The sequence below is a fragment of the Stenotrophomonas sp. AC248 genome, assembly GCF_979258185.1.
This window is the reverse complement of record NZ_OZ409840.1, coordinates 2,328,561-2,352,994: the sequence shown is the minus strand read 5'-3', so window position 1 is coordinate 2,352,994 and position 24,434 is coordinate 2,328,561. Positions and strand designations below refer to the sequence as shown.

General features: G+C 69.3%; 22 protein-coding genes. 11 read left to right on the top strand and 11 right to left on the bottom strand.

Features of this window, described 5'->3' with window-relative positions; translation table 11 throughout:
• Positions 1-341: 341 nt before the first annotated feature.
• The 3 genes from ACZ0AE_RS10670 to ACZ0AE_RS10660 all read right to left on the bottom strand — a co-directional run bounded on the left by ACZ0AE_RS10670 (position 342) and on the right by ACZ0AE_RS10660 (position 3,208).
• Positions 342-1,142: a DUF2092 domain-containing protein gene (locus ACZ0AE_RS10670; protein ID WP_463601074.1), complete on the bottom strand. Its 801-nt coding sequence runs from the start codon at positions 1,140-1,142 to the stop codon at positions 342-344.
• 149 nt (positions 1,143-1,291) lie between these two features.
• Positions 1,292-2,755 carry a DUF885 domain-containing protein gene (locus ACZ0AE_RS10665; RefSeq protein WP_463601073.1) on the bottom strand — a complete coding sequence of 488 codons (1,464 nt, stop codon included), beginning with the start codon at positions 2,753-2,755 and terminating at the stop codon, positions 1,292-1,294.
• An 18-nt stretch (positions 2,756-2,773) separates the two neighbouring features.
• Positions 2,774-3,208, bottom strand: a complete 435-nt coding sequence (locus ACZ0AE_RS10660) for a hypothetical protein (protein ID WP_463601072.1) — start codon at positions 3,206-3,208, stop codon at positions 2,774-2,776.
• 349 nt (positions 3,209-3,557) lie between these two features.
• On the opposite strand from ACZ0AE_RS10660, the gene ACZ0AE_RS10655 reads away from it, so the two are divergent.
• Both ACZ0AE_RS10655 and ACZ0AE_RS10650 read left to right on the top strand, forming a co-directional pair.
• A complete protein-coding gene (locus ACZ0AE_RS10655) occupies positions 3,558-6,236 on the top strand; it encodes a TonB-dependent receptor plug domain-containing protein (protein ID WP_463601071.1) in 2,679 nt (892 codons plus the stop codon).
• Entirely contained in the window at positions 6,236-7,408 is a 1,173-nt protein-coding gene (locus ACZ0AE_RS10650) for a pyridoxal phosphate-dependent aminotransferase (protein WP_463601070.1), read from the top strand. The genes ACZ0AE_RS10655 and ACZ0AE_RS10650 overlap by 1 nt, the downstream gene beginning before the upstream one ends.
• A gap of 8 nt (positions 7,409-7,416) precedes the next feature.
• On the opposite strand, the gene ACZ0AE_RS10645 is transcribed toward ACZ0AE_RS10650, so the two are convergent.
• Positions 7,417-9,204 carry an FAD-binding oxidoreductase gene (locus ACZ0AE_RS10645; protein ID WP_463601069.1) on the bottom strand — a complete coding sequence of 596 codons (1,788 nt, stop codon included), beginning with the start codon at positions 9,202-9,204 and terminating at the stop codon, positions 7,417-7,419.
• A gap of 349 nt (positions 9,205-9,553) precedes the next feature.
• Here ACZ0AE_RS10645 and ACZ0AE_RS10640 point away from each other — a divergent pair, with 349 nt between their 5' ends.
• The 7 genes from ACZ0AE_RS10640 to ACZ0AE_RS10610 all read left to right on the top strand — a co-directional run bounded on the left by ACZ0AE_RS10640 (position 9,554) and on the right by ACZ0AE_RS10610 (position 16,081).
• Positions 9,554-10,096, top strand: coding sequence for a hypothetical protein (locus ACZ0AE_RS10640; protein ID WP_463601068.1), 543 nt, complete (start codon positions 9,554-9,556; stop codon positions 10,094-10,096).
• Between the two features lie 60 nt (positions 10,097-10,156).
• Complete coding sequence (locus ACZ0AE_RS10635) at positions 10,157-12,685, top strand: heavy metal translocating P-type ATPase (protein ID WP_463601067.1); 2,529 nt, start codon at positions 10,157-10,159, stop codon at positions 12,683-12,685.
• 222 nt (positions 12,686-12,907) lie between these two features.
• A complete protein-coding gene (gene cueR / locus ACZ0AE_RS10630; protein WP_038692163.1) occupies positions 12,908-13,393 on the top strand; it encodes a Cu(I)-responsive transcriptional regulator in 486 nt (161 codons plus the stop codon).
• A 91-nt stretch (positions 13,394-13,484) separates the two neighbouring features.
• The gene (locus ACZ0AE_RS10625) at positions 13,485-13,679 is read left to right on the top strand and encodes a heavy-metal-associated domain-containing protein (RefSeq protein ID WP_320491052.1); all 195 of its coding nucleotides are present in this window, start codon (positions 13,485-13,487) and stop codon (positions 13,677-13,679) included.
• 87 nt (positions 13,680-13,766) lie between these two features.
• A complete protein-coding gene (locus ACZ0AE_RS10620) occupies positions 13,767-14,240 on the top strand; it encodes a hypothetical protein (RefSeq protein ID WP_448133780.1) in 474 nt (157 codons plus the stop codon).
• A 114-nt stretch (positions 14,241-14,354) separates the two neighbouring features.
• Positions 14,355-14,771 carry a DUF2231 domain-containing protein gene (locus ACZ0AE_RS10615; protein WP_320491048.1) on the top strand — a complete coding sequence of 139 codons (417 nt, stop codon included), beginning with the start codon at positions 14,355-14,357 and terminating at the stop codon, positions 14,769-14,771.
• The gene (locus ACZ0AE_RS10610; protein WP_463601066.1) at positions 14,768-16,081 is read left to right on the top strand and encodes a PQQ-dependent sugar dehydrogenase; all 1,314 of its coding nucleotides are present in this window, start codon (positions 14,768-14,770) and stop codon (positions 16,079-16,081) included. The genes ACZ0AE_RS10615 and ACZ0AE_RS10610 overlap by 4 nt, the downstream gene beginning before the upstream one ends.
• A gap of 77 nt (positions 16,082-16,158) precedes the next feature.
• Here ACZ0AE_RS10610 and ACZ0AE_RS10605 read toward each other — a convergent pair whose 3' ends face one another.
• The 3 genes from ACZ0AE_RS10605 to ACZ0AE_RS10595 all read right to left on the bottom strand — a co-directional run bounded on the left by ACZ0AE_RS10605 (position 16,159) and on the right by ACZ0AE_RS10595 (position 18,510).
• Positions 16,159-16,800: a hydrolase gene (locus ACZ0AE_RS10605; RefSeq protein WP_463601065.1), complete on the bottom strand. Its 642-nt coding sequence runs from the start codon at positions 16,798-16,800 to the stop codon at positions 16,159-16,161.
• A gap of 92 nt (positions 16,801-16,892) precedes the next feature.
• Complete coding sequence (locus ACZ0AE_RS10600) at positions 16,893-17,573, bottom strand: hydrolase (RefSeq protein ID WP_463601064.1); 681 nt, start codon at positions 17,571-17,573, stop codon at positions 16,893-16,895.
• 70 nt (positions 17,574-17,643) lie between these two features.
• Complete coding sequence (locus ACZ0AE_RS10595; RefSeq protein ID WP_463601063.1) at positions 17,644-18,510, bottom strand: pirin family protein; 867 nt, start codon at positions 18,508-18,510, stop codon at positions 17,644-17,646.
• Between the two features lie 208 nt (positions 18,511-18,718).
• Between ACZ0AE_RS10595 and ACZ0AE_RS10590 the strand changes: the two genes are divergently transcribed.
• A complete protein-coding gene (locus ACZ0AE_RS10590) occupies positions 18,719-19,714 on the top strand; it encodes a LysR substrate-binding domain-containing protein (RefSeq protein ID WP_463601062.1) in 996 nt (331 codons plus the stop codon).
• Between the two features lie 94 nt (positions 19,715-19,808).
• Positions 19,809-20,324 (top strand): hypothetical protein, encoded by a 516-nt coding sequence (locus ACZ0AE_RS10585; RefSeq protein WP_463601061.1) that lies wholly within the window; start codon positions 19,809-19,811, stop codon positions 20,322-20,324.
• Positions 20,325-20,437: 113 nt separating this feature from the next.
• On the opposite strand, the gene ACZ0AE_RS10580 is transcribed toward ACZ0AE_RS10585, so the two are convergent.
• From ACZ0AE_RS10580 to ACZ0AE_RS10565, 4 genes are all read right to left on the bottom strand, one after another.
• Positions 20,438-21,130 (bottom strand): type 1 glutamine amidotransferase domain-containing protein, encoded by a 693-nt coding sequence (locus ACZ0AE_RS10580; RefSeq protein WP_463601060.1) that lies wholly within the window; start codon positions 21,128-21,130, stop codon positions 20,438-20,440.
• Positions 21,131-21,235: 105 nt separating this feature from the next.
• Positions 21,236-21,841, bottom strand: coding sequence for a TetR/AcrR family transcriptional regulator (locus ACZ0AE_RS10575; RefSeq protein ID WP_463601059.1), 606 nt, complete (start codon positions 21,839-21,841; stop codon positions 21,236-21,238).
• 10 nt (positions 21,842-21,851) lie between these two features.
• Positions 21,852-23,111, bottom strand: coding sequence for an acetamidase/formamidase family protein (locus ACZ0AE_RS10570; RefSeq protein WP_463601058.1), 1,260 nt, complete (start codon positions 23,109-23,111; stop codon positions 21,852-21,854).
• Positions 23,112-23,314: 203 nt separating this feature from the next.
• Entirely contained in the window at positions 23,315-24,379 is a 1,065-nt protein-coding gene (locus ACZ0AE_RS10565; RefSeq protein ID WP_463601057.1) for an SDR family oxidoreductase, read from the bottom strand.
• Positions 24,380-24,434 lie beyond the last annotated feature (55 nt).

Sequence of the window (24,434 nt, the reverse complement as noted above, 5' to 3'; positions counted from 1 at the left end):
CGGGGGATGCGGCCCTGGTCCGGGGCCCGGCCCAGGCCCAGGTCCAGGTCCAGGTCCGGGCCCGGGTCCAGGATGCGGACCGGGCCCTGGCTCGGGGCGCGGACCCGGACGCGGACCGGGTTGTGGGGCCGGGCCGGGCGGGTGCGGGGCAAAGCCGCCCCCGCCACCGGGGTGTGCCATGCCGCCACCGCCGACGCCGCCGGCGTGGCCGATCGAGGAATGCGCGAAGCCGCGCAGGCCGGGCCTTGCATGTGCCGCTGACGTTGCCAGCAGCGAAGCGCCCGCCACAACCAGCAGGGCGGTGCTGACGGCGGTGCGCAGGGAAGCCATCCTGTCCATGCTCAGTTACCTCCTGCCGGGGTGTCCTGCGCGGCCAATGCCACCGGGACGAACACGATGCGGGTGGCGCCGCCGGGATTGAACGCCAGTTCATTGGCGTTGACCGGGCGCCGGGTGTCCCATTGCAGGGTGGCCTGGTAGCTGGGCAGCGCCGGATCGGCATGGCTGGTGATGATCAGCTGCCGTGGCAGCGCGGTGGCGTCGGAGATCCACACCTGCCAATCCACGCCGGGCTGGCGGAACGCGTAGTGCTGCGTGGCGTCACCGTCGATACGGGCGCTGTCGACCCGCAGTGCGGACTGGAACCCGTCGGTTGGGAAGGCCGGCGTGCCCCACAGGAACAGGTCGGCCAGCGGGAACTCCAGCCCGTAGCGGCTGGCCGACTCAGCGAGCAGCGCCTGGCTGCTGCGGTTGAGATCGTCCAGGGTGGCGTAGTACTTCAAGCGCGGCGCGTAGATGGTCAGGCGCTTGCCGTCGTAGAACAGCTGGCGATGCTGCTGCTCGCTCTGGATGTCCACGAAGAAGCGGTCCGGTCCGTTGACCTTGTAGTCCACGGTACCGGCCAGCGCCAGTTTCTGCCCGTCGTCGAGCACATAGTCGGTGCTGGTGGTGGCATGCATGCGGAACTGCGGCAGGGCGCGCAATGCCTTGCCCATCCGCGCCAGGGCGGCCACCGCGTCGGCGTCAACGGTGGCGGACGAGGCCGCCACCGGCGCGGGGGTCTGCGCGGAGACGGAGACAGACAACGGCACCGCTGCGGCGAGTGCCAGGGCGAGCAGCAGGGTAGGGCGTGCGTGCGGCATGGGACGCTCCGGAACGACGGCGAGGGACCGGGCCGGCCGCGCCGACCCTGTCCTCACTGTGCGTACCGCCGCCGCGGCGGACAAGCGGAGTTACACCGTAGCGGCCTAGGTATTTCTACGCAGAGGCCGCGTGTCTGCGCGCACCGCGCTCAGGGCGTGCGACGCGGGTCGCCACCGCCGGCGGCAATCCAGCCGTCCACCGCCTGCGCCACCACGGTCATCGGCATCGCGCCGTTGCCCAGCACCAGGTCGTGGAAGGCGCGGATGTCGAAGCGCGTGCCCAGCCCCTGGCGTGCGCGTTCGCGCAGGGCCAGCAACTGCAGCTGGCCCATCTTGTACGACGAAGCCTGGCCCGGCTGGACCAGGTAGCGGTTGATCTCCACGCGCACGTCGCTGGCCTTCATGCCGGTCTTTTCCTGCATGTAGGTGGCGGCTTGCTCGGGCGTCCAGCGCTTGCGGTGCAGGCCGGTATCCACCACCAGCCGCACCGAGCGGAACATCTCGGCCTGCAGCCGGCCCAGGTCGCCGGCCGGGTCGTCCTTGTACACGCCGGCCTCGGCCATCAGCTGCTCGGCGTACAGCGCCCAGCCTTCGCTGAAGGCGCTGGGATTGAGGCTGCGACGTAGCAACGGCAGGTCGGTCAGGGTCTGCCCGATCGAGATCTGGAAGTGGTGGCCCGGCGAGCCCTCATGGTAGGTAAGGGTGGGGATGCTCCAGCGCGTGTTGGACTCGATGTCGCCCAGGTTGATGAAGAACGTGCCCGGCCGCGAGCCGTCCATCGCCGGTGGGTAGTAGTAGCCGCCCGGTGAGGTTTTCTGCATGTGCGCCGGCACCGGCTGCACCACCAGCTTCTGCGGCGGCAGGTGGCCGAACCAGGTGGGCAGGATCGGGTCGAGGTCGTGCAGGCGCTGTTCGATGTCGCCCAGCAGTTCCTTGCGCCCGGCATCCGTGTCGGCATACAGGTAGCGCGGGTCCTGGCGCAGCTGCTGCACGCGCGCGGCCACGCTGCCGTCGCGCAGGCCCAGCTGGTCAAGCCGCGCGTCCATCAGCGTCTCCACCCGCGCCACCTCGTCCAGCCCGACCGCATGGATCGCATCGGCGTCCAGATCGGTGCTGGTGTACCAGCGCAACGCGGCGTCGTAGTAGGCCTTGCCCTGCGGCAGCGCCCACACGCCCTTGTTGCCCAGGTGGCGCGCCTGCAGGCCCTGCACATCGGCCAGCAGGCGCTGGTAGCCCGGGTTGACCGACTGCTGCACCGCGCGCGTGGCCTGCGCGACCAACGCGTCGCGGCGTGCGGCGGAAATCGCCGGCAGCTTCTCCAGCTTGCGCTGCAGCGACTGCACCCACAGGCTGTCCTTCGGCGCGGGTTCGAGCAGCGTGCGGAACTGGTCGGCGGCGCCCTGCAGCGCCACTTCGGGCGGCACCACGCCCTGCGCGGCCTGCATCTCCACGTTGGCGCGCACCTGGTCCAGCTTGGGTCCCATCGCCTGCAGGCGGGCGATGTAGTGCGCCGCGCTGGTCTCATCGGTGACCGCATGCTGGTTGTCCATGAACTGCGGCAGGTTCACCGGCAGGCTGAACAACTGGTCCACCGCATAGGCGCTGCCGCCCACCGGCAACCACGCCGTCGATCACGGCACCGCCATCAGGTCGATCTGGGTCTGGTAGAACCAGCGCGCCAGGCCGCTGCTCAGCTGCTGCTGCGCATCCAGCGGGGCGCCCTGCCACTGCGTGATCGCCGCCAGGTTGTCGGCCAGGAACCGGCGGTTGACCTCACGCCGTGCCAGCGACACGTCGGTGAGCTGGTCGGAACTGTCGGCCTGACCGTCGCCGCTGATGCCGAGCATCGTGCGCAGCTCCGGGTCGGCGTTGATCGCGTCCATGGTCTGTGCGTCAAGCAGGGCATTGAAGGACACCGGCATGGGGGCGCCGGCTACCGTCGCCGGTGGCATCGGCGCCGCAGTGGCCGCCTGCGCGTGCGTGGGCGGCGCGCTGAGCGCCAACGCCGCGCCGATGGCGAGCGACAACAGGGCGGGGAGGGCGGAAGCGGTCGGGAACGGCATCACGGGACATCTCCGGTGGCGGGCTGCGCGCAGGCTACGCCAGGCCAGCAGGGGCTGCACGTGCAGGTGGTCACGCGCGCTCCCTGCGCAATCCAGCAGAAAATCGTGTCACCGCAGGTGGCCGGCGTCGGTACCGCTGGCTATATGCACATGTGCAGCAGTTCTGGCGCGCGATGTCGGTGTACACGCGGCGTGAATGAAATCAGTGGGTTGGCTGGCGCAGCCACGCGCGCTGCGGGCCAACCCTCAGGCAGCAGCTGGCCCACCGATTGACGCGCTGCAACGACGCGGCAGGATGGGCGCACGCCATCCGGGGATCGGATGCGCCCACCCCCACACCGCAGGAACCTGCATGAACTCTCGCGCCTCCGTGCCGCGACGCCGTCGCCTGTCCGCTGCCATCGCGCTGGGCCTGTCGGCCGGCGTAGCGGCCATTCCCGTCCAGGCCCAGTCCGCGCCTGCGCCCGGGGTGACCCAGCTTGACCAGGTCAGCGTGCTGGGCAACCGCACCCAGGCACGCACCGTGCTGGAATCCCCGGTGCCGATCGACGTGCTGGGCGCCGATGACATCCGCAGCAGCGGCTACACCGACATCAGCCAGATCCTGCAGGCGCTGTTGCCCTCGTTCAACTTCCCGCACCCGACCACCCCCGACGGCAACACGCATATCCGCTCGGCCACGCTGCGCGGGCTGTCGCCCGACCAGACCCTGGTGCTGGTCAACGGCAAGCGCCGGCATGCCAGTGCCTGGGTCAATACCGGCGGCACGGTCGGCAAGGGGGCGGTGTCCACCGATCTCAATGCGATCCCGGTGAGTGCGATCGCGCGGGTGGAAGTGCTGCGCGATGGCGCGTCGGCGCAGTACGGCTCCGATGCCATCGCCGGGGTGATCAACATCGTGCTGCGCGACGACGCCGGGTTCGAGGGGCGGGCCAGCCATGGCAGCACCCGCGACGGTGGTGGCGATACCACCAGCATCGCGCTGGACACCGGCTTCGCCTTTCCCGACGGCGGCGGCGTGCACCTGACCTGGGACTATCGTGACCGCAAGGCGGCCGACCGCGCGTTGGCCGATACCCGCCAGCAGTACTTCGGCATCGGCCGCAACGGCGCCCCGGTGGCGCCTTCCAGCACCTACGGGTCGGGCACCGGATTGGCGCCGATCGGTGGCGCCGCGTCCGGTGCAGTGGCCGATCCGCGGGAAGCCACGATCGACCGCGACGCACTGTGGCGCTTCGCCGATTCGGCCGACACGGTGGAAAAAACCGTGTTCGGCAACCTGCGCAAGCCGCTGGACTGGGGCAATGGTCTGGAGGTCTATGCGTTCGGCGGCTACGGCGTCAGCGACGGCAGCTCCAATGCGTCGCTGCGCCGCGCCGCGCAGCCCGAGAACGTCCGTGCGATCTACCCCGACGGGTTCCTGCCGTGGGTGGACACGCGCAGCACCAACGCCTCGCTCGGCGCCGGCATCAAGGGCGTGGCCGGTGACTGGCAGTGGGATCTGAGCAGCGTGTACGGCCGCAACAAGCTGGTCTACCGCACCCGCAACACCCTCAACGCCACGCTCGGCGCCGACAGCCCGACGGCGTTCTACAACGGCGCCCAGGCCGCGTCGCAGTGGACCACCAATGCCGATGCCAACACCACCTTCGAGCTGGGCTGGCATGCCCCGCTGCGGCTGGCAGTGGGCGCCGAGTTCCGCCGTGACACCTACGGCATCCGTGCCGGTGAACCGGGCTCCTACGTATGGGGGCCGTACCGGGTGCTGGACGGCCCGGCCGCAGGCAGCGTGCCGACCATCGGCTCGCAGGGCTTTGCCGGCATCCAGCCCGGCGATGCCGGCAACCACCATCGGCACAATGTGGCCGCCTACGCCGAAGCAGAGACCGACCTGAGCGACCGGCTGCTGGTGTCGCTGGCCGGGCGCTGGGAGGACTACAGCGATTTCGGCAGCACCGCCAATGGCAAGCTGGCGCTGCGCTACCAGTTGGACGGCGGGCTGGCGCTGCGCGCTTCGGCCAGCACCGGCTTCCACGCCCCGGCCCTGGCCCAGCAGTACTTCAGCTCGACCAGCAGCCGCACGCTCAACAACACCATTACCGGCGTGCCCGAGTACGTGCTGGTACGCACGGCACCGGTGGATTCGGTGGAGGCGCGTGCGCTGGGCGCGCGTGCTCTTGATCCGGAGAAGGCCACCAACCTCACCGCCGGCCTGACCTGGGGCATCGCCGGGTTGAGTGCCTCGCTGGATGTGTACCGGATCGATATCGACGACCGCATCTTCCTGTCCAGCAACTTCGTCGATGCGGCCGGCTCCAACGCCATCCGCAACTACCTGGCTGCGCTGGGCTCGCCGGGCGTCACCAGCGTGCGCTACTTCAGCAACGCCGCCGACACCCGCACGACCGGCATCGATGCGTCGGCGCGCTACCGCTGGGACCTGGCCGAGCGGGGGAGCCTGGTGGCCACGGTGGGATACAACCGCAACAAGACCGAACTGACCCGGGTGGCCAGCACGCCGGCGCAGCTCACCGCGCTGGGGGTGCGCACGCCGCTGTTCGACATCACCGAGCGCACGCGCGTGGAGAAGGGCCAGCCGCGCGACAACCTGACCGTGGCGCTGGCCTGGGACGTGGGTCGCTGGGGTTTCAACCTGGGTACGCACCGCTACGGCGTGGTCGAAGGCGTGGCCGCCACCAACCAGAGCGCGGCCAACGTCGCCGCGTTCGCGCAGGGGTCAACGCGTTTCCGCACGCTGCCCACCGAGGCCGGCAGTGCCGGCAACCTGGATGTGATCCAACGGCTGGAGGCGCGCTGGGTGACCGACCTGGACATCGCGTTCCGCGCCAGCGACGCGCTGACCGTGGTGCTGGGCGCCAACAACCTGTTCAACACCTATCCCACCCGCAACATCGCCACCACGCCGCAGGTGTCCGGTGCCGATACCTTCGGCGTGTTCCCGTACAGTGAACTGTCGCCGTTCGGTTGGAGCGGCACCTACTACTACGCCCGTGTGGAGACCCGCTTCTGATGGCTACCGTTCCTGACGAGGCCGCCGTGGATGGCAGCCGACGCCGCTGGCTGGGGGCTGGCATCGCCGGCGCAGCCGGTGCGGTGATGCTACCGGTGCTGGCACACGCGGCGGGTATTTCACCGGCACCGGCATCCACACCCGCCAGCGACGCCGTGCTGCGCCTGGACCTCAACGAAAGCAGCTATGGCCCCGCGCCGCAGGTGGGCCCGGCGATCCAGCAGGCACTGGGCCAGGCGCCACGCTATGTGGGCGCGGACCAGCTGCTGGCGCTGCAGCGGCAGATTGCCGCCCTCGAAGGTGTAACCCCTGAGCAGGTGATCGTGGGCGAGGTGCTTGAAGCGCTTGGCCAGCACCTGGCGCTGAGCCAGGGCGCGGGCGGCTTCGTGTACTCGGTGCCAGGGTATGGAGCGCTGGTGGATGCGGCCAAACCGTTCGGCGGGCGTGCCCAGGAGGTGCCACTCAATGCCGCACTGGAGAACGACCTGCCGGCCCTGCTGGCGGCGGTGGGCGCCGACACGCGCGCGCTGTTCGTGGTCAACCCACACAACCCATCGGGCACGCTCAGCCCGGGGACGGACTTCGACGGCTTCGTCACCGCCGCGCAGGCGCGCACGCTGGTGATTGTCGACGAAGCCTACCTGGACTACCGCGAGGACGCGACCACCCTGAGCGCGGTGCGACTGCTGCGGCAGGGCCAGAACGTGGTGGTGTTCCGCACCCTGGGAAAGATCCATGCGCTGGCCGGGCTGCAGATCGGCTACGCACTGGCCCCCCGCGCGCTGGCCGACGCGCTGCGTCAGCGCGGTGTGGGCGGTGCGCACGCGCAGAACCAGTTGTCGGTGGCCGCCGCCCAGGCCGCGCTGGCCGATACCGTGCACGTGGCACAGGTGCGTGCCCGCGTGGCGGCCGAACGCGCGCGCTGGCAGCAGCTGCTGGCCGGCCTGAAGCGGCGCTCAAGCGCGGCGGCCGGCAATTTCGTGTTCTTCGACAGCGGGCATCCGCATGCAGCGGTGGCCGCCGGGTTGCTGCAGCACGGGGTGCGCGTCGCACGCGTGTTCGCCCCCTACGACAGCTGGGTGCGTATCAGTATCGGCACGCCCGCCGAGAACGCCCGCGCGCAGCAGGCGTTGCGCCAGGTGCTGGCCGCTCTGGACGCGGCCCGCACCTGAGCGAAGCGTCAGCCGGTGCGCGGCGCGAAGCCGTCCGCGCTCCAGGCCTCGCTGCCCACGCCGTGATGGATCACGAACAGCCCGTCCGGGTCGTAGCGCTGCTTGGTCGCCAGCAGGCGCGGGTAGTGCGGGCCCCAGAAGGCCTGCTGCCAGTCGGCCTGGAAGTAGTCGCACTCGGACACGTACGTAGGCGCCTTGGGCACCAGCACCGACAGGGCGTCGTAGGCACGCCGCACCCGTAGCGCGCCCCGGCGCGCGCCGGGTTCGTCCACGCTGCCGCCACAGCCGGGATAGACCGGGCCGCCGGCAGTGCCGATCAACGCCAGCGCGAAGGCGTCCAGCAGTGCCGGGTGGGTGGCGGTGTCGGCACTGGCCGCGATCGCGTCGGCGGGTGCGCCGAACAGGCCCTTGTTGCAATGCAGGCCCACGTCCATGTGCACCGCGGCGGCACACAGCGCCGTCGCGGCGGCCACCACCTGGTCTTCGCCGAGCAGCGCCGACGGCATCCACGCCGAGGCATACCCGTGCAGGAACCAGCCGACCTGGCCCTGGTCGCCCTTCCACAGCATGTGGTGGGCGGGCGCATCGGCACGGGTGTCCTGGGCGATGATCGCCGGCGCGTGCTGGCGGAAGAAGTCCGCGTCCCAGAAGTCGCGCGCCGGCATCGCCAGCGCCTGCAGCGGTTCGCGCACGGTGTACCCCGGGTGTGCGGTGATCCAGTCCAGCAGCGGCTGCCACGTGGCTGCCGCGGCCTCGCGGCTGAGGCCCTGGAACACCATCGAGATGGACAGGGTGCGGTCACCGGCGAAGGTGATCTGCTCGCCCCAGTGGGCGTTGCACAGGCGGTCCCGGTAGAAGCGCAGTACCTGCGCCGCCAGCGCACGCCACTGTTCTTCGGTGCTGGCCTGCACCTTGAAGGAGAGTCCGCCAAACGTATCGGGCAGGGCATGGGTCTTCAGGGTCATCCGGGTGACGATGCCGAAGCTGGCCGCACAGCCCCCCTTCAATGCCCAGAACAGGTCCGGGTCGTTGTCCGCATTGACCACCCGCACCCGGCCGTCAGCGGTCACCACCTCGGCCTCCAGCAGGCTGGATGCCGCGCTGCCGAATGCCTTGGAGAAACTGCCGAAACCACCACCGGTGACCAGCCCGGTCACGCCCACCGACGTGCACCCACCGCCCTGCACGTAACGCCCGCCGTGGGTGGTCACGGCGTTGTAGGCGTCGATCCACATTGCCCCGGCACCCACGCTCACCGCCGGCTTCGCCACCGTGCCGGCGCGCGCGCCTTGTGGCACGAAGGCGTCGTGCAGCTGGATCTGGTTCATCGCCCGGGTCCAGACCAGCAGCGAGTCGGGCGCACACGAGGTACCGTGGTAGCTGTGGCCGCCGCCCTTGACCACCAGCCGCAGCCGATGGGTGCGGGCAAAGTTCACCGCCGCGGCCACGTCGGCGCTGCTGGTGGCGGCCACCATCTGCGCGCTGGGCACCGAACGCCATGCGCCGAAGTACCCGCTGGTCTGGGTCAGGCCCGGTTGGTCCCCGATGTAGAAGGGATTGTGGATCTGCGCCAGCGCTTCGGCACGCGTGGCTGCATCGCCCGCGAACGGCGACTGCGGCACCGACAGCCGACCGCCGACCGCCTGCGACAGCCGGGTCCAGTCGGCCCGGCCCGGCCACCCGGCGGTGCCCGGCCGCACCCGGGGGCCGGCCAGGGGCCCGGCGGCCGCCGCCTTCAGGACCAGCGGCAGCAGGGGCAGGGCCAGGCTGGCCTTGAGGCAGTCACGTCGTTTCATCGGAGTGTTCCCTGGCGCTGAGCCGGTAGCGATGGCAGCGAGTGTGTGCCCGCCACACTCCGCCGTCATGGGGTGCGGGACGAAGGGAGGGGGCAAGGGACCAACGGTGGCCGGCTCGGGACCGGTGGGCACGGTGCTGCTGGTGATGTTCTGGTGGTGGGAGCGACGCATTTCCTTGCGCGGGGGTGCGGTGTACCGCGCCGGCCCGGGGTAGCGGCCGGCGGATCGGCCGTTGGCATCTGGCGTATGCTGACAGCCGCAGCGCGGGGATGCGCTGCGCCGCATCAATGCACGCCCGCCCCGCCGCACCCGCGCGAGGTGCTGGCGGCCGCTCGCCCATGGAGAGTCGATGGTCTTTGCCCTGAGTGCCCTGTTGTTGATCGAACTGGTGCTGCAGTTCACCTGGAACCGGCGCTACTTCAGCTGGGGCATCCGCATCTTCAACCGGCGGATCGCGGCGCCGGCCGACTGGCGCGAGCGGCTGTCGCTGGGCAGCCTGGAATACGATGTGCCGCGCGGAACGTACCTGCACCTGGTGTTCCGCCCGCTGCCCGATGGCAGTTATGCGTTCCGGGAGAGCTTCGCCCAGCGCTTTTACTCGCTCATGCGCGGCCGGGTGGTGGTCGACCCCGGACGGCGTGAGGTGAGGGTGGAGGGCCGCTGCAGCTGGTGGGCGCTGTGCATCTCGCTGTTGATCTTTCCGCTGATGGTGGTGCGGCCGGCGGCGGCCGCGATGCTGTTGATGCTGCCGTTCTTCCTGGTCTGCTATCTGGTCCAGAAGAAGATGTTCGGCGCCGTGGCCACCGTAATCGAGCAACAGCTGCGCGGTGTGCCATCGGCCGACGCGATCCTGCGTGAACGGTTGCAGGCCCGCCGGATGCCCCAGGCTTGACCTTCCCATGGTGGGAATCCTTAGGGTGGCGGGTACCTTCTTCAGCCAACGGATCCTGCCATGTCATCCACTGCCCCCAGAGACGGCACGCCTGCCTCCGCCACGGGCGCTGAGCGCCTCAGCCTGCCGGTAGAAGGCATGACCTGCGCTTCGTGCGTCGGGCGCGTCGAGCGTGCCCTGCAGGCGGTGCCGGGCGTGCATAGCGCATCGGTCAACCTGGCTACCGAGCGCGCCGACGTGGGCTTTGCCGGCCCGGCCGACGCACAGGCGGTGGTGCGTGCCATCCAGGGCGCCGGTTACAGCGTGCGCGAGGAGGTTACCGAACTGTCGATCGAGGGCATGACCTGCGCCTCGTGCGTGGGCCGGGTGGAGAAGGCGTTGGCGCAGGTGCCCGGGGTGCTGGAGGCCAGCGTCAACCTGGCCACCGAGCGCGCGCGGGTGCGCCACCTTTCCGGCGTGGTGAGCCTCGCCAGCCTTGATGCGGCCGTCGCGAAGGCCGGGTATACCGCGCGCCGCGTCGGTGCCGCGAGCGCCAGCGCGGCAGACCAGGACACCGAGCGGCGCGAGCAGGAAGCGCGCGAGCTGCGGCGCGCTTTGTGGATCGCCGCGGCCCTCACGCTGCCGGTCTTCATCCTGGAGATGGGCTCGCACCTGGTGCCGGCCATGCACCAGTGGGTGATGCACGTACTGGGCACGCAGACCAGCTGGTACCTCCAGTTCGCGCTGGCCACCCTGGTCCTGTTCGGGCCGGGCATCCGCTTCTTCCGCAAGGGGGTGCCGGCGCTGCTGCGCGGGGCGCCGGACATGAACTCACTGGTGTCGGTGGGCACGGCGGCGGCCTACGGCTATTCGGTGGTGGCCACGTTCCTGCCGGGGGTGTTGCCGCCCGGCACTGCCAACGTCTACTTCGAAGCCGCCGTGGTGATCGTCACCCTGATCCTGCTCGGCCGCACGCTGGAAGCGCGCGCCAAGGGCCGCACCTCGCAGGCGATCAAACGGCTGGTGGGCCTGCAGGCCAAGACCGCGCGTGTGGAGCGCAACGGCGCTACGGTGGAGGTCCCGCTGGAGCAGGTGGTAACCGGTGATGTGGTGCTGGTGCGGCCGGGCGAGAAGGTGCCGGTGGATGGCGAGGTGGTCGACGGCGCGTCGTATGTCGACGAAAGCATGATTACCGGTGAACCGGTGCCGGTCTCCAAGGAGGCAGGCGCGGCCGTCGTCGGGGGCACCCTCAACACGACCGGTGCCTTCCGCTTCCGTGTCACCCAGGTGGGCGCCAACACGGTCCTGGCGCAGATCATCCGCCTGGTGGAAGAAGCGCAGGGCTCCAAGCTGCCGATCCAGGCGCTGGTGGACAAGGTGACCATGTGGTTCGTGCCGGCCGTGATGGCGGGCGCGGCGCTGACCTTCCTGGCGTGGCTGGTGTTCGGCCCGGCCCCGGCGCTGACCTTCGCGCTGGTCAACGCGGTGGCGGTGCTGATCATCGCCTGCCCGTGTGCGATGGGGTTGGCCACGCCCACCTCGATCATGGTGGGCACCGGTCGTGCCGCCGAGCTGGGCGTGCTGTTCCGCAAGGGCGAAGCGCTGCAGGCGCTGCGCGATGTCAGCGTGGTGGCGTTGGACAAGACCGGCACGCTGACCAAGGGGCGCCCGGAGCTGACCGACCTGGTGCCGGCTGACGGCTTCAGCCATGACGAAGTGCTGGCGCTGGTGGCCGCCGTGGAAAGCCGCTCTGAACACCCGATCGCCGAGGCGATCGTCGTGGCGGCCACGCAGCGCGGCCTCGACGTGGCGGCGCTGGAGAACTTCGAGGCGACGCCCGGGTTCGGCGTGGCCGCCACGGTGGGCGGGCGTCGGGTGGCGGTGGGAGCCGACCGCTTCATGACCCGGCTTGGCCTGGACGTGGGTGCGTTCCAGACGGCGGCACAGCGGCTGGGCGCCGAAGGCAAGAGTCCGCTGTATGCGTCCATTGACGGACGCCTGGCGGCCATCATCGCGGTGGCCGATCCGATCCGCGAGACCACCGCCGAGGCGATCAACGCGTTGCATGCATTGGGCCTGCGGGTGGCCATGATCACCGGCGACAACGCCGCCACGGCCGCGGCGATCGCCCGCCAGCTGGGCATCGACGAGGTGGCGGCCGAAGTGTTGCCGGACGGCAAGGTGGCCGCGCTCAAGACCTTCCGCGCCAACGGTGCGCGGGTGGCCTTCGTCGGCGACGGCATCAACGATGCGCCGGCACTGGCCGAAGCGGATGTCGGTCTGGCGATCGGTACCGGCACTGACGTGGCGATCGAAGCGGCCGACGTGGTGCTGATGTCCGGCGACCTGCGCGGCGTGATCAACGCCATCGCGCTCAGCCACGCCACCATCGGCAACATCAAGCAGAACCTGTTCTGGGCGTTTGCCTACAACGCCGTGCTGATTCCGGTGGCGGCCGGCGTGCTGTATCCACTGAACGGCACCCTGATGTCGCCGATCTTCGCCGCCGCGGCGATGGCCTTGTCGAGCATCTTCGTGCTCGGCAACGCGCTGCGCCTCAAGCGCTTCCATGCGCCGATGGCCACCGACGCGCGTGGCGCAACGGCCTGAGCACGGGCACCCGTGCGAGGCGCCGCAACGCCTGCCCCGGTCCTGCCGGGGCAGGGCGGTCGGTGAGGATTCACATCCACCGCGGCATCGGCGCGATGATAGCCCCGTGGCTGGCCCGTAGAGCCGGGCTCTGCCCGGCTGGCGCCCCGCTGGCGCCAGGCATGCATGGACCACACCGAACGCACCCCCGCAGGGCGGCAGGTTTCCCAGGAGTACACCATGTTGAACATTGGCCAGGCGGCCGCCTTCTCCGGCGTGTCGGCGAAGATGATCCGGTACTACGAACAGATCGGCCTGATTCCGCAGGCCGCACGCAGCACAGCGGGCTACCGCACCTACAGCACGCAGGACGCGCACAGCCTGCGCTTCATCCGGCGCGCGCGTGACCTGGGGTTCCCGGTTGAACAGATCGCCGAACTGCTGACGTTGTGGAACGACCGCGACCGCGCCAGCGCGGACGTCAAGGCGGTGGCGCTGGCGCACGTGGCGGGACTGCGCACGCGCATTGCCGAACTGGAGGCGATGGCGATGACCCTGGAACACCTCGCCGCGCACTGCCACGGCAACGATCGGCCGGACTGTCCGATCATTGCCGACCTCGCCGAGCAGGCCGACGCCGCTGCCACACCGGGCACCGTGGCGCCCCATCGCGCACCGCGTTTCGGCACCGATGGGCCGGTGGCATCGCGCCGTCGTGCGGCAAAGTGAACCCTGCCTTGCCACGTGCACGACACCGCTTGACCTTGCCATGCTGTCAGGCCGGAAAGTAAGCGGACACTTTTCCCACAAGGCGTCCTGCATGTTCCGTTTCAACATTCCCACCATGACCTGCGGCGGCTGTGCCCGTTCCGTGACCAAGGCACTGATGGACGTAGACCCCAACGCGCGCATCGAGACCGACCCGGCGGCGCGCGAGGTGCGGGTGGAGAGCACCCTGAGCGAAGCGGTGTTCGTGGCGGCGCTGGCCGAGGCAGGCTTCCCGGACGCGCGCTGAGGCGACCATGCGAGGCAGACGCGTAGGGCCGCGCTTGGGTAGCATGGGCGGTCCACTCCCACGCTGCATGCCAAGGACGCCACCTCCATGCGTACTACCGACGACAAGACCGAACGCCGTGCCCAGCTCACCGCCGCCATGCAGGCAGCGGGGTGCACCGCCCCGCGCGACTGGGTGAGCAGCGAGCTGTCCGAGAACATCGCGCAGTTCGCCCGGTTCCGCGTGCTGCACGACGTCCACGTACTGGCCGACGACGTGGAGCACGTGCTGTCCGACGCCCTCTACGATCAGCCGGATCTGCAGGACACCCTGCAGACGCTGCGCGCCGCGGTGGACCCGGCTGCGCTGCACGCGCTGCTGCGGGCCTATGCCAAGGCACTGGGCAACGCGTTCGTGATGGTGCTTGATGAGGGTGGCATGAGCGACGACGCGCGGATGCCGGGGTGGCAACTGATGGAAACCGGGCCCGACGGCCCGACAGGGCGGCTGGTGCAGGGGCTGCACGAGGACTACCTGGATTTCGAGGATTCCTACCAGGCTAAGGCCGACGCGGGCACCTGATCCGTACGCCTGCACGGCGCATCCGCGCCGCGCCGTCGCCGTGCATCACATGGCGTATCACCGTCGGCTGGCAGCATCGGTGGGGTCCGGACATCCGTCCATCTGGAGACCGCCGTGAACTCGACTGCCTTGCTGGCCCGCCCATGGGCCCTCCATCCTTTCCATGCAGCGGTGCTGGGCGGCGTACTGCCGTTGTTCCTGGGCGCGCTGCTGGCCGACTACGCCTACTGGAGCAGCTACGAGATCCAATGGAGCAACTTCGCGGCCTGGCTGCTGGTGGGCGCCATGGTGATCACTACCCTGGCGCTGCTGTGCGCCCTGGTGGGCCTGGCGCGCGGCAGCCGCGCGCGCGCCTACACCGCGTTGCTGGTGCTTACCTGGGCGGTGGGCTTCTTCAATTCGCTGCATCACGCCCGTGATGCCTGGGCCATCATGCCGGGGGCGCTGGTGCTGTCGGCGATTGTCACGGTGCTGGCCCTGCTCGCCACCTGGGTCGGATTCGCCCGCCTGCGCGTGGGAGGTGCACGATGAAGCGCCCACAGACCGCCATGTTCACCGTATCGGTGCTGGCCATCGCGCTCTCGGCGTGCAGCAACAAGGCACCCGAGCTTGAACAGTACGGCGCCACCCCCGAACTGCCCGCGCCCAACCGTACCCTGATGCCGGACATGACCATCGCCAAGCCGGCCAGTTGGGGCGATCGCACGCCCACCGTGCCAACCGGCTATCGCATTTCGGCGATTGCCACCGGCCTGGCCATTCCGCGGCAGACGCTGGTGCTGCCCAACGGCGACATTCTGGTGGCGGAAGGACGCGGCGGCAGCGCTCCGAACCTGAAACCCAAGGACGTCATTGCCGGCCGCATCAAGTCCAAAGGCAACACCGCCGTGAAAAGCGGCAACCGCCTCACCTTGTTGCGTGATGCCGATGGCGACGGGGTGTACGAACTCAAGACCGTGTTTGCCGACCACCTCAACGCGCCCTACGGCCTGGCGTTGATCGGCGATGCGCTGTATGTGGCCAACCAGGACGCGCTGGTGCGCTTTGCCTACCAGCCGGGCCAGACCAAGGCCAGTGGCGCGCCCAGCAAGGTCACCGACCTGCCGGCGGCGATCAACCATCACTGGACCAAGTCGCTGGCCGCCAGTGCCGACGGGCGCTACCTCTATGTGGGTATCGGCTCCAACAGCAACATCACCGAGCGCGGCATGGCGGTGGAAATCGACCGCGCGCAGGTATGGCAGGTGGATGCACAGACCGGCGCGCACAAGGTGTATGCCACGGGCCTGCGCAATCCCACCGCGCTGACCGTGCAGCCGGGCACGGGGGTGCTGTGGGCGGTGGTCAACGAGCGCGATGAGATCGGCCCCAACCTGGTGCCGGACTACCTCACCTCGGTACGCGAAGGCGCGTTCTACGGGTGGCCTTACAGCTACTGGGGCAAGAACGTGGACGTGCGGGTGATGCCGCAGAACCCGCAGAAGGTGGCCACGGCCATCGCCCCGGATTACGCGCTGGGGTCGCATGTGGCCGCGCTGGGCGTGACCTTCTCGTCAGCGGCGATGGGCCCCGCGTTCGCCGACGGGGTGTTCGTGGGTGAGCACGGCAGCTGGAACCGCAACCCGCCGGTGGGCTACACGGTGGTGTTCGTGCCGTTCCGTGACGGGCGCCCGGCGGGCGAGCCGATCGATTTCGCCAGCGGTTTCCGCGGCGATGACGGCCGGACCCGGGGCCGGCCGGTCGGAGTCACGCTGGATCCGCGCGGGGCGGTGATCGTGGCCGATGACCTGGCCAATACCATCTGGCGCATCACCCCGGTGGCGGCGCCCGCGGGTAGCTGATGTGCCGGCCCCGCGCCGGTCGGGTCGCCCTGGCAGGAGCAACCCGACCGGCAGGTGCCGGCCGGGTTGACCGCGGGTTACTCGGTCCGGTCGTAGGAGAACTGGATACCGGCGGTGCCACCGGTCTCGATGAAGAGCTTCATGAAGGCCGGCACCGTGTCACTGCGGTTCCAGTCGCGCTGCAGTTCGCAGAACAACTGGGTGACGCTGATCAGCTGGGCACCGGCCCGTTCGACGCGACGCAGCGCGGCGTCATGGGCGGCCAGCGAGGTGCCGCCCACCGCATCCACCACCACGTACACCTCATAGCCTTCCTTGAGCGCGTCCAGGGCCGGGAAGGTGAGGCAGGCTTCGGTCCAGAGCGCGGTCATGATCAGCTTCCTGCGGCCGGTGGCCTCAACTGCCTTGCGGAACTCCGTGTCTTCCCACGAATTGATGGTGGTGCGGTCGTAGGTCGGAATGCCGTCCAGCACCTTGCGCAGCTGCGGAATGGGCGGCTTGTTCAGGCCGGTCTTGACGTTGACCGTGGAATGCACGATCGGCAGGCCGTAGGCCACGGCCGCCTGTGCGGTGCCTACGATGTTGTTGACCAGCAGCTGGCGATCCATCGAAGCGATGGAGTTCACCTGCACGGGTTGGTAGTCGATGATCACGAAGGCCGCATTCTGCGGGGTCAACAGGTGGTCGGCGATGGGATCGCGGACAGGTTCGCTTGCCATGGGGTGTCTCCTTTGGGGTCGGGGATGCGGTGCCACGGGGCAGGGCGGTCTTCCGGGCACTTACGGCCGCGGCAACTCGCCCGCCCGTTGCCTCAGGCGCGCTGGGAATCCAGGGCTTCGCCGTTCTTCTGGACGTCCTGCGCCTTGGCGTGGCTTTCGATCAGCAGCTGGTAGTTGGGGAAGATCTGCGTATAGACCTCGGCCCACTGCGGGGCGTCGTCGCGGTGCCACGTTTTCTGCAGCTCGGAGGCCACCGCGGCGGTGTCCATCGGCACGACGCCGGCCTGCACCACGCGCGCCAGGGTGATCTCTTCGGCCATCTTGGAATAGGTGCCCGAGGCATCCACCACCGCAAACACCTGGTAGCCGTCGGCCACGGCGGCGATGCTCGGGAAGGCCATGCAGACACTGGTGATGGTGCCGGCGATGATCAGCTGCCGGCGACCGGTGGCCTTGACCGCCGCGACGAATTCGGGGTTGTCCCAGGCGTTGATTTCGCCGCGCCGCGCCACGTAGGTGGCGTGCGGTGCGTTCTGGTGGATCTCCGGGATCAGCGGGCCGTTGGGACCTTGCGGCACGGAGGCGGTGGTGATCACCGGCAGGCCGCACAGCGTGGCCATGCGCGCCAGCGCGACGGCATGCGCGCGCACACGGGAAAAGGGCATGTCGCCGATGGTCTGGAACAGCCCGCTCTGGTGATCGATCAACAGCATGGCCGCGTCTGCGGGGTTGATGATCGGCTTGCTGCCGTTGAAGTTGGCGGGAACGCTCATGGTCACTTCCGTGGGTTGGGGGAGAGAGCAGTGCGACGGGCCGCGCGTTGGCGGCGGCCGTCGAATCGGGTCACGCGGGGATCTGGCCGAACCGGCCGGTGTTGAAATCGGCCATGGCCTGCGCGATCTCGGCCGCGCTGTTCATGACGAACGGGCCATGCCCGACCAGCGGCTCATCGATGGGCTCGCCGCCCAGCAGGAGCAGCGTCGCATCGCCGATGGCATCGACCTGGATGGACTGGCCGTGGCGTTCGAACATCGCGAACTGCGCCGGCCCGATCGCATCGCCTGCGTTGAGCCGCACCTCGCCCTTGAGCACCACCACCACCGTGGTCCAGCCCTCGATGGCCGGCAGGGTGAGGTGTGCGCCCGCGTTGAGGCGCAGGTCCCAGACGTCCATGGGGGTATGGGTACGGGCGGGGCCCTGGCAGCCCTCGAAGGTGCCGGCGATCACCCGCAGCTGCCCGGCCCCGTCGGCCAGCGGCACGACCGGGATCGTGCTGGCGTCCAGGCTCTGGTAGCCGGGGGCACGCTGCTTGTCCCGCGCAGGCAGGTTGACCCACAACTGCACCATGTCCAGGGTGCCGCCCCGCTGGCTGAAGGCCGGGGAATGGAACTCTTCGTGCAGTATTCCCGACGCCGCCGTCATCCACTGCACGTCGCCCGGGCCGATGGTGCCGCCGGCGCCGGTGGAGTCGCGGTGGGACACCTCCCCCTCATACACCAGGGTGACGGTCTCGAATCCCCGGTGCGGGTGCTGGCCGATGCCGCGCACGTGCGCCGAGGGGGTGAAGGTGTGGGGCCCGGCGCGGTCCAGCAGCAGGAAGGGACTCAACTGCTGGCCGTGGGTGGTGTAGGAAAACAGCGAGAGGGCAGGGAAGCCGTCGCCCACCCAATGCGGCCTGGGGGCGCTGTACACGCCAAGTATGTTCTTCACGTTCACCCTCGCTCCGGGGTCGCAGCGACTCCGATGGCGCACACCGTAGCCCCGGCGGTTTTGCCCCGGTAGACGGCAAAAATTGCCACCAGCGTCCTATCAGGTGAACGATGATTGGCATGCACCCGACAGGATCCGGGTGCAAGCTGGGTACATCACCGACAGCGGGCCGCTGTGGGTGCTTCCGCAACCCCGAGACCCGACGCCCATGCAGGACTTCAACGACCTTTTCTACTTTGCGATGGTGGTCGAGCACGGCGGGTTCGCCCAGGCCGGCAGGGCGCTGAATGTGCCCAAGTCCAAGCTCAGCCGGCGTATTGCACTGCTGGAGGCGCAACTGGGGGTGCGCCTGATCCAGCGTTCAAGCCGCCAATTCTCCGTGACCGAGCTGGGCAGGCTGTTCCTGGATCACTGCAAGGCCATGATCGCGCAGGCCGATGCGGCGCGTGCGCTGGTCGACCTCACCCGTTCAGAGCCCTGCGGGCTGCTGCGCATCACCTGCAGCAACGACCTCCTGCAGGGCGGGGTGAGCCGCATGGTGGCGGACTACATCGCCATCAACACCAAGGTCAGCGTGTATCTGAAGGTGTACAACCGACCCATCGATATCATCGCCGAGGGGTTTGATATCGCCATCCGCGAAAGCACCGGGCAGTTGAACGACTCCGAACTGATCCAGCGCGTGTTGGCCCGACGCGAATGCGTACTGGTGGCCCACCCGGACCTGCTCAAGGACCGTGCGCACCCGGTCGGCCCGGCGGACGTGGCGGCCTTTGCCACCCTGGAACTGGGCAGCCCGCGAACAACCCACGAATGGTCGTTCGAGCATGCCGACGGCGCGGTGGCCACGATCCGCCACCAGCCGCGCATGGTCACCGACGACGTCGCGTGCATCTACCATGCCGCGCTGGGCGCGGCCGGCGTGGCCATCCTGCCGCGTACGATGGTGGCCGACGACCTGCAGGCGGGGCGGCTGGTGGAACTGCTGCCGGGATGGGCCGCGCCCGGCCATGTGGTGCACGCGCTGCTGCCCTCGCGCCGCCATCTGCTGCCCTCGGTGCGATCGCTCGTGGACCATCTGGTGGCGTGCTTCGAGGCGCCTGCACTACCGGCGGTATCGCCCCATGACACCGAACGCAGCGGCCAGACCGCCGTTGGTCACGATGCCGCCCGGCACATGGCCCGGAAAGCACACGCTCCCTAAGCTGGCGGCACTGGACCCCGGGTCACGATCAAAGGATGTGAGGATGGCGAGTCCCCCATCGCGCTGGATACTGCCCGGCGCCGTCATCGTCGGGATGACCGCGGCCCTGATACACCTGGGCTGGGAGTACAGCCATGGTGGCATCCAGCGCCATCACCTGCTCAATGATGCAAGCCTGCCGGCCATCTCCAACGCGTGGGGACTGCTGGTGCTGCCATTGCTTGGCGTCCTGGCGGGCTGGGAAGTGAGCCGGCGCACCTGTGCGCGCGCACGCGCGTGGTGGCCTGCTGTCGCCGGCTTCCTCGGCGCGCTCGCCGCGGGCGTCGCACTCTCGGTTGCGTTTGTGACCCAGGGCGAACCTGCTGCAACGCAGGTAATGCTGGGGGTGTTGATGGCCAGTGTGCTGTTTCCCACCTACCGCGCGGAGTACCTGTTCGGATTCGTCATCGGCATGACCGCCGTGTTCGGTGCGATCCTGCCTGCGCTGGTGGCGTGCGTGCCGATGCTGATCTCGGCAGTGAGTCGGCAGGTGGTGTGGCGCCTTGCCCAGTACGCGCTGCGTCGCTCGACTGGCGCGGTCGCCGTGCGCCGTGCGCCGCGGATGATGTAGCGCATGTTCCGCGTCATCCCCGCGCGGGAGCGCCGCAGCGCCCCGAGCGCATGACCGGCGGAATGCAGCAAGGCCGGCGCGTCATCGCGTGCCGGCCTCGCTGCGGTCAGGCCTCAGGGGTTGCCCGACGCACCCAGGTGCTTCACCAGCACGGCCGCGGTCTCCGCCGACGAGCCCGGGTTCTGCCCGGTGATCAACAGGCCATCGCTGACCACGTACGCGCCCCAGTCGGGCCCCTTGGAGTAGTGGCCGCCGGCCGCCTGGAGCATGTCTTCGACCAGGAACGGCACCACCTCGGTCAGGCCGACGCCGGCTTCCTCACTGTTGGTGAAGCCGGTGACCTTCTTGCCCGCCACAAGCGGCGAACCGTCCGCGGCCTTGACGTCGCGCAGCACGCCCGGGGCATGGCAGACCAGCGCGACCGGCTTGTTGGCGGCAATGAACGATTCGATCAGGGCGATGGAGTGGCTGTCGTTGGCCAAGTCCCACAGCGGGCCGTGGCCGCCGGGATAGAACACGGCGTCGAAGTCCTGCTGGCGGACGCTGTCCAGGCGCACGGTGCTGGCCAGTTGCGCGGTCGCAGCCGGATCGGCCTCGAAGCGACGGGTGAGGTCGGTCTGAAAGTCGGGCTCGTTGCTCTTGGGGTCCAGCGGCGGCTGGCCGCCCTTGGGCGAGGCCAACACGATCTGCGCGCCGGCGTCGGTGAAGGCGTAGTAGGGCGCGGCAAGCTCTTCCAGCCAGAAGCCGGTCTTGCGGCCGGTGTCGCCAAGCTGGTCGTGGGAGGTGAGGACGATGAGGATCTTCATGGGGTAGCTCCGGATGGGCGGGTGAGATGAGTAGACCAGTCGTCTACGATGTGGGCGAATGAAAAGGCACGTCGCCAGGAAGTGCCTGCGGTGTTTCCCGACCGGTCAGGCCGAGGGGTGAAGTGCTTGCCGGGTCGCGCTCAGCGCCGTATCGAAGGGCTGCAGGGTACGGGTGATTTTGACCATGATGCTGGCGCCCAGCCACAGCTGGTACAGGCTCTGGGCCACCGTAGTGGGATCGCCGTGGATGCGGAGTGAGCCGTCGGCGACGCCGGCCTCGATCGCCCGCGCCAGGCGCTCGACGATGCCGGCCGTGCCGCGTTGCAAGGCCGCGCGCATGCTGGCCGACAGGTCGGCCACTTCGGCGCCGAGCTTCACCGCCAGGCACTTTCCCTGGCAATCCTCGAACGACTGGGCACCCCGCCAGGCGCGGAAATACGCCTCCAGCTGCTGCGCCTTGCTCAGGCCGGGCTGGCGGAAGGTGGCGTCCATCTCGGCGAGATAGTCCGCGAAGTAGTCTTCCAGCAGGGCCTCGCCGAACGCTTCCTTGGAGCCGAAGTAGTGATAGAACGACCCCTTGGGCACGCCGGCGGCAGTGAGCACCTCATTCAGGCCGACCGCCGAAAAGCCCTTGCCGCCCATGATCCGCTGGCCGGTGGCCAGGATCCTGTCGCGGACGTCGTGGGGTTCAGGGGCGGTCGCTGTGCTCATGGGGCGCACTCTACGCCCGATTAGACCGGTCGTCTAGTCCCGTGTTGCCGGCGGCGGCGCGGGCAGGGTGCGCAACACGGCCTTGTCCAGTTTCGCGGCGACGCCGACGCTGCGGCCGGCCAGGTTGGCGACGTGGTACTGCACCGCCACGCCCAGCACCTGGGTGGCTTCGGACAGGGTCAGCCCATAGCCCTGGCGCAGCCACTGCAGCATTCCGGAGGTGCGCCACGCGCAGCGCGTCGTCGCTGGAGCCGGCCTGCCCAAGGGTCATGATCTGGGTGGGCGACTCGACCCGGGGCGTGGCGATCGACTGCCGCTTCACCAGCGCCACCCGCACCTCGACATCGAGCGAGGTTTCCAGGGCCCACTGGGTGGTTTCACCATCGCCCTGCAGGGCGTGGCCATCGCCGAGATACAGGAGTGCGCCGGGTTGCTGCACCGGCAGGTAGACGGTGTTGCCTTCCACGACCGCGTTGAAATCCATGTTGCCGCCGAAGTCGGCGGTGTCGCCGGTGGAGAATGGCGGGTAGCCGAAGCCCGGTGCCACCGCCAGCCCGCCCAGCATCGGCTTCACCGGCACTTCGAACTGTTTCATGGCGCCGCTGGCGTCCTTCGGCCGCGCCATGCCGCGCACCCGGTCCAGCTCCCAGCGCACCGGCTTGCCCAGCCCGGTGGCTTCGGCAGCTACCCGCGGGGTCTTCAGCCGGCCGACCACACCGTCCAGGCTGTCGGCATAGTCGCGGTTGAGCTTGAGCGAGGTGAGGGTGATGGCCAGGGTGTCGCCGGGCTCGGCGCCGACCACGAAGAACGGCCCCACCTGCGGGTTGCCGAACAGCGCACGGGTGACGCCGTGCTCGTCCACCCCGCCGGAATCGAGGGTCTTGGTCCGCACCGAATCGCCGGGATGGATGACCAGCACCGGGGCACGGTCGGCGCTGAAGGTGTTGGAGTAATCCACCGGCGTGAACACATGCCGTTGCGCGGCCGTGCCGGTGCGTGCGGGCACCCGCCAGGCGCTGAAGGCATGCTGCGCACGCACGGCGCGGTTGTTGGTGTCCTGTTGGTCACTCTGGCCCTGCATGCGTGCCTCGTCGATGCGGCCGTTGAAGTGGTAGACCTGGCCGTCGTTGCCGGTGGCGGTGAAGCGCACGTCGCGGTCGCGCAGCGTGCCGCTGACGCGGTCGCCATCGAGGGTGCCGGTGAGCTGGGTTCCCTGCACGTCCAGCTGCAGCGTCTGGTAATTCGTGTTGCCCCACAGATCGGTCGCCACGACCCATTGTTCTGCCGCACGTGCATTGAGCGGGAGCGCGACGAGCAACAGCGAAGACACTTTCAAGGCAATGGTCACGGTATGCGGCGTCACGAAGGGCCCGGCGGGCGGATGCCGCAGCCTAGCCGTCGCCGCCACGCGCCTACAGTGTCGAAGGTAATCCGGGTGCGGCACGCCGCGTTGCGCGTGCGTGCCGTGCCTGCTCAGGGAATCAGCCGCTGTGCGCGCAGCTGCGCGAACAGGGCGAAGAACGCATCGTCGCTGGGCTGGTAGTCCAGGAAGCCCAACCGGCGGCTCTTGGACATGTCGGTGATCACTTCCAGCGGGCGCCCAAGGTCGGCGTCGGTGTGCCAAGGCGAAATCAACCGGTGGATGTCGGGCTCGACCAAGCCATGCGTGGCTGCCAGTGATGACCACACCGACGCGTCATCGGCCATCTGCTGCTCCAGCGGCCGCACCTCGCCAGTGAACGGGGCAGGCTCAAGATCGAACCACGCCGCGATCCGCTCCCACATCCAGCGCCAGCGGAACACATCGCCGTTGACCACGTTGAAGGCCTGGTTGAAGGCCGCCGGGGTCTGCGTGGCCCATAGCAGGTGCCTTGCCAGCAGGCCAGCGTCGGTCATGTCGGTCAGCCCGTTCCACTGCGCTGGCGACCCCGGGAAGTAGAACGGACGCCCCAGGTGTCGGCACAGCGTGGCGTAGACCGCCAGCGTGGTGCCCATGTTCATGGCATTGCCCACTGCCGCACCGATCACCGTATGTGGGCGGTGCACGCTCCAGCTGAAGCCATCGCGCGCGGCGGCGGCGAACACCTCGTCTTCCTGCGCGTAGTAGAAATTGTCCACGTCCAGGCGCGGCTGCTCCTCGCGGAACGGGGTCTGTGGCAGCGCGCCCTGCGCGTAGGCCTCGAACGGCCCCAGGTAGTGCTTCAGGCCCGTCACCAGCGCCACGTGCCGGACCGAACCGCCCGGCCGCAGTGCATCAAGCAGGTGCCGCACCATCGCTGCGTTGACCCGGATGTTCTCCGCCTCATTGGCCTGCCGCGACCAGGTGGTGATGAACACGTGGGTCGGCGCCAGGCCCGCCAGTGCGTCGCGCGTGGCCTGCGCGTCGCGCAGATCGGCCGCCACCGCGCCGACCCCGGCGGGCAGGGCGCCGGGCGAGCGCGCCAGGCCGTGTACCGCCCAGCCCGCCGCCTGCAGTTCCCGGATCAGTGCGCTGCCGACGATGCCGGTTGCGCCCACCACGAGTGCCGTGTTGTTCATGCTGCCGCCTTTCCATCCACTATCAGGCGCACACAGTAGGATAAGTGCGCACGCC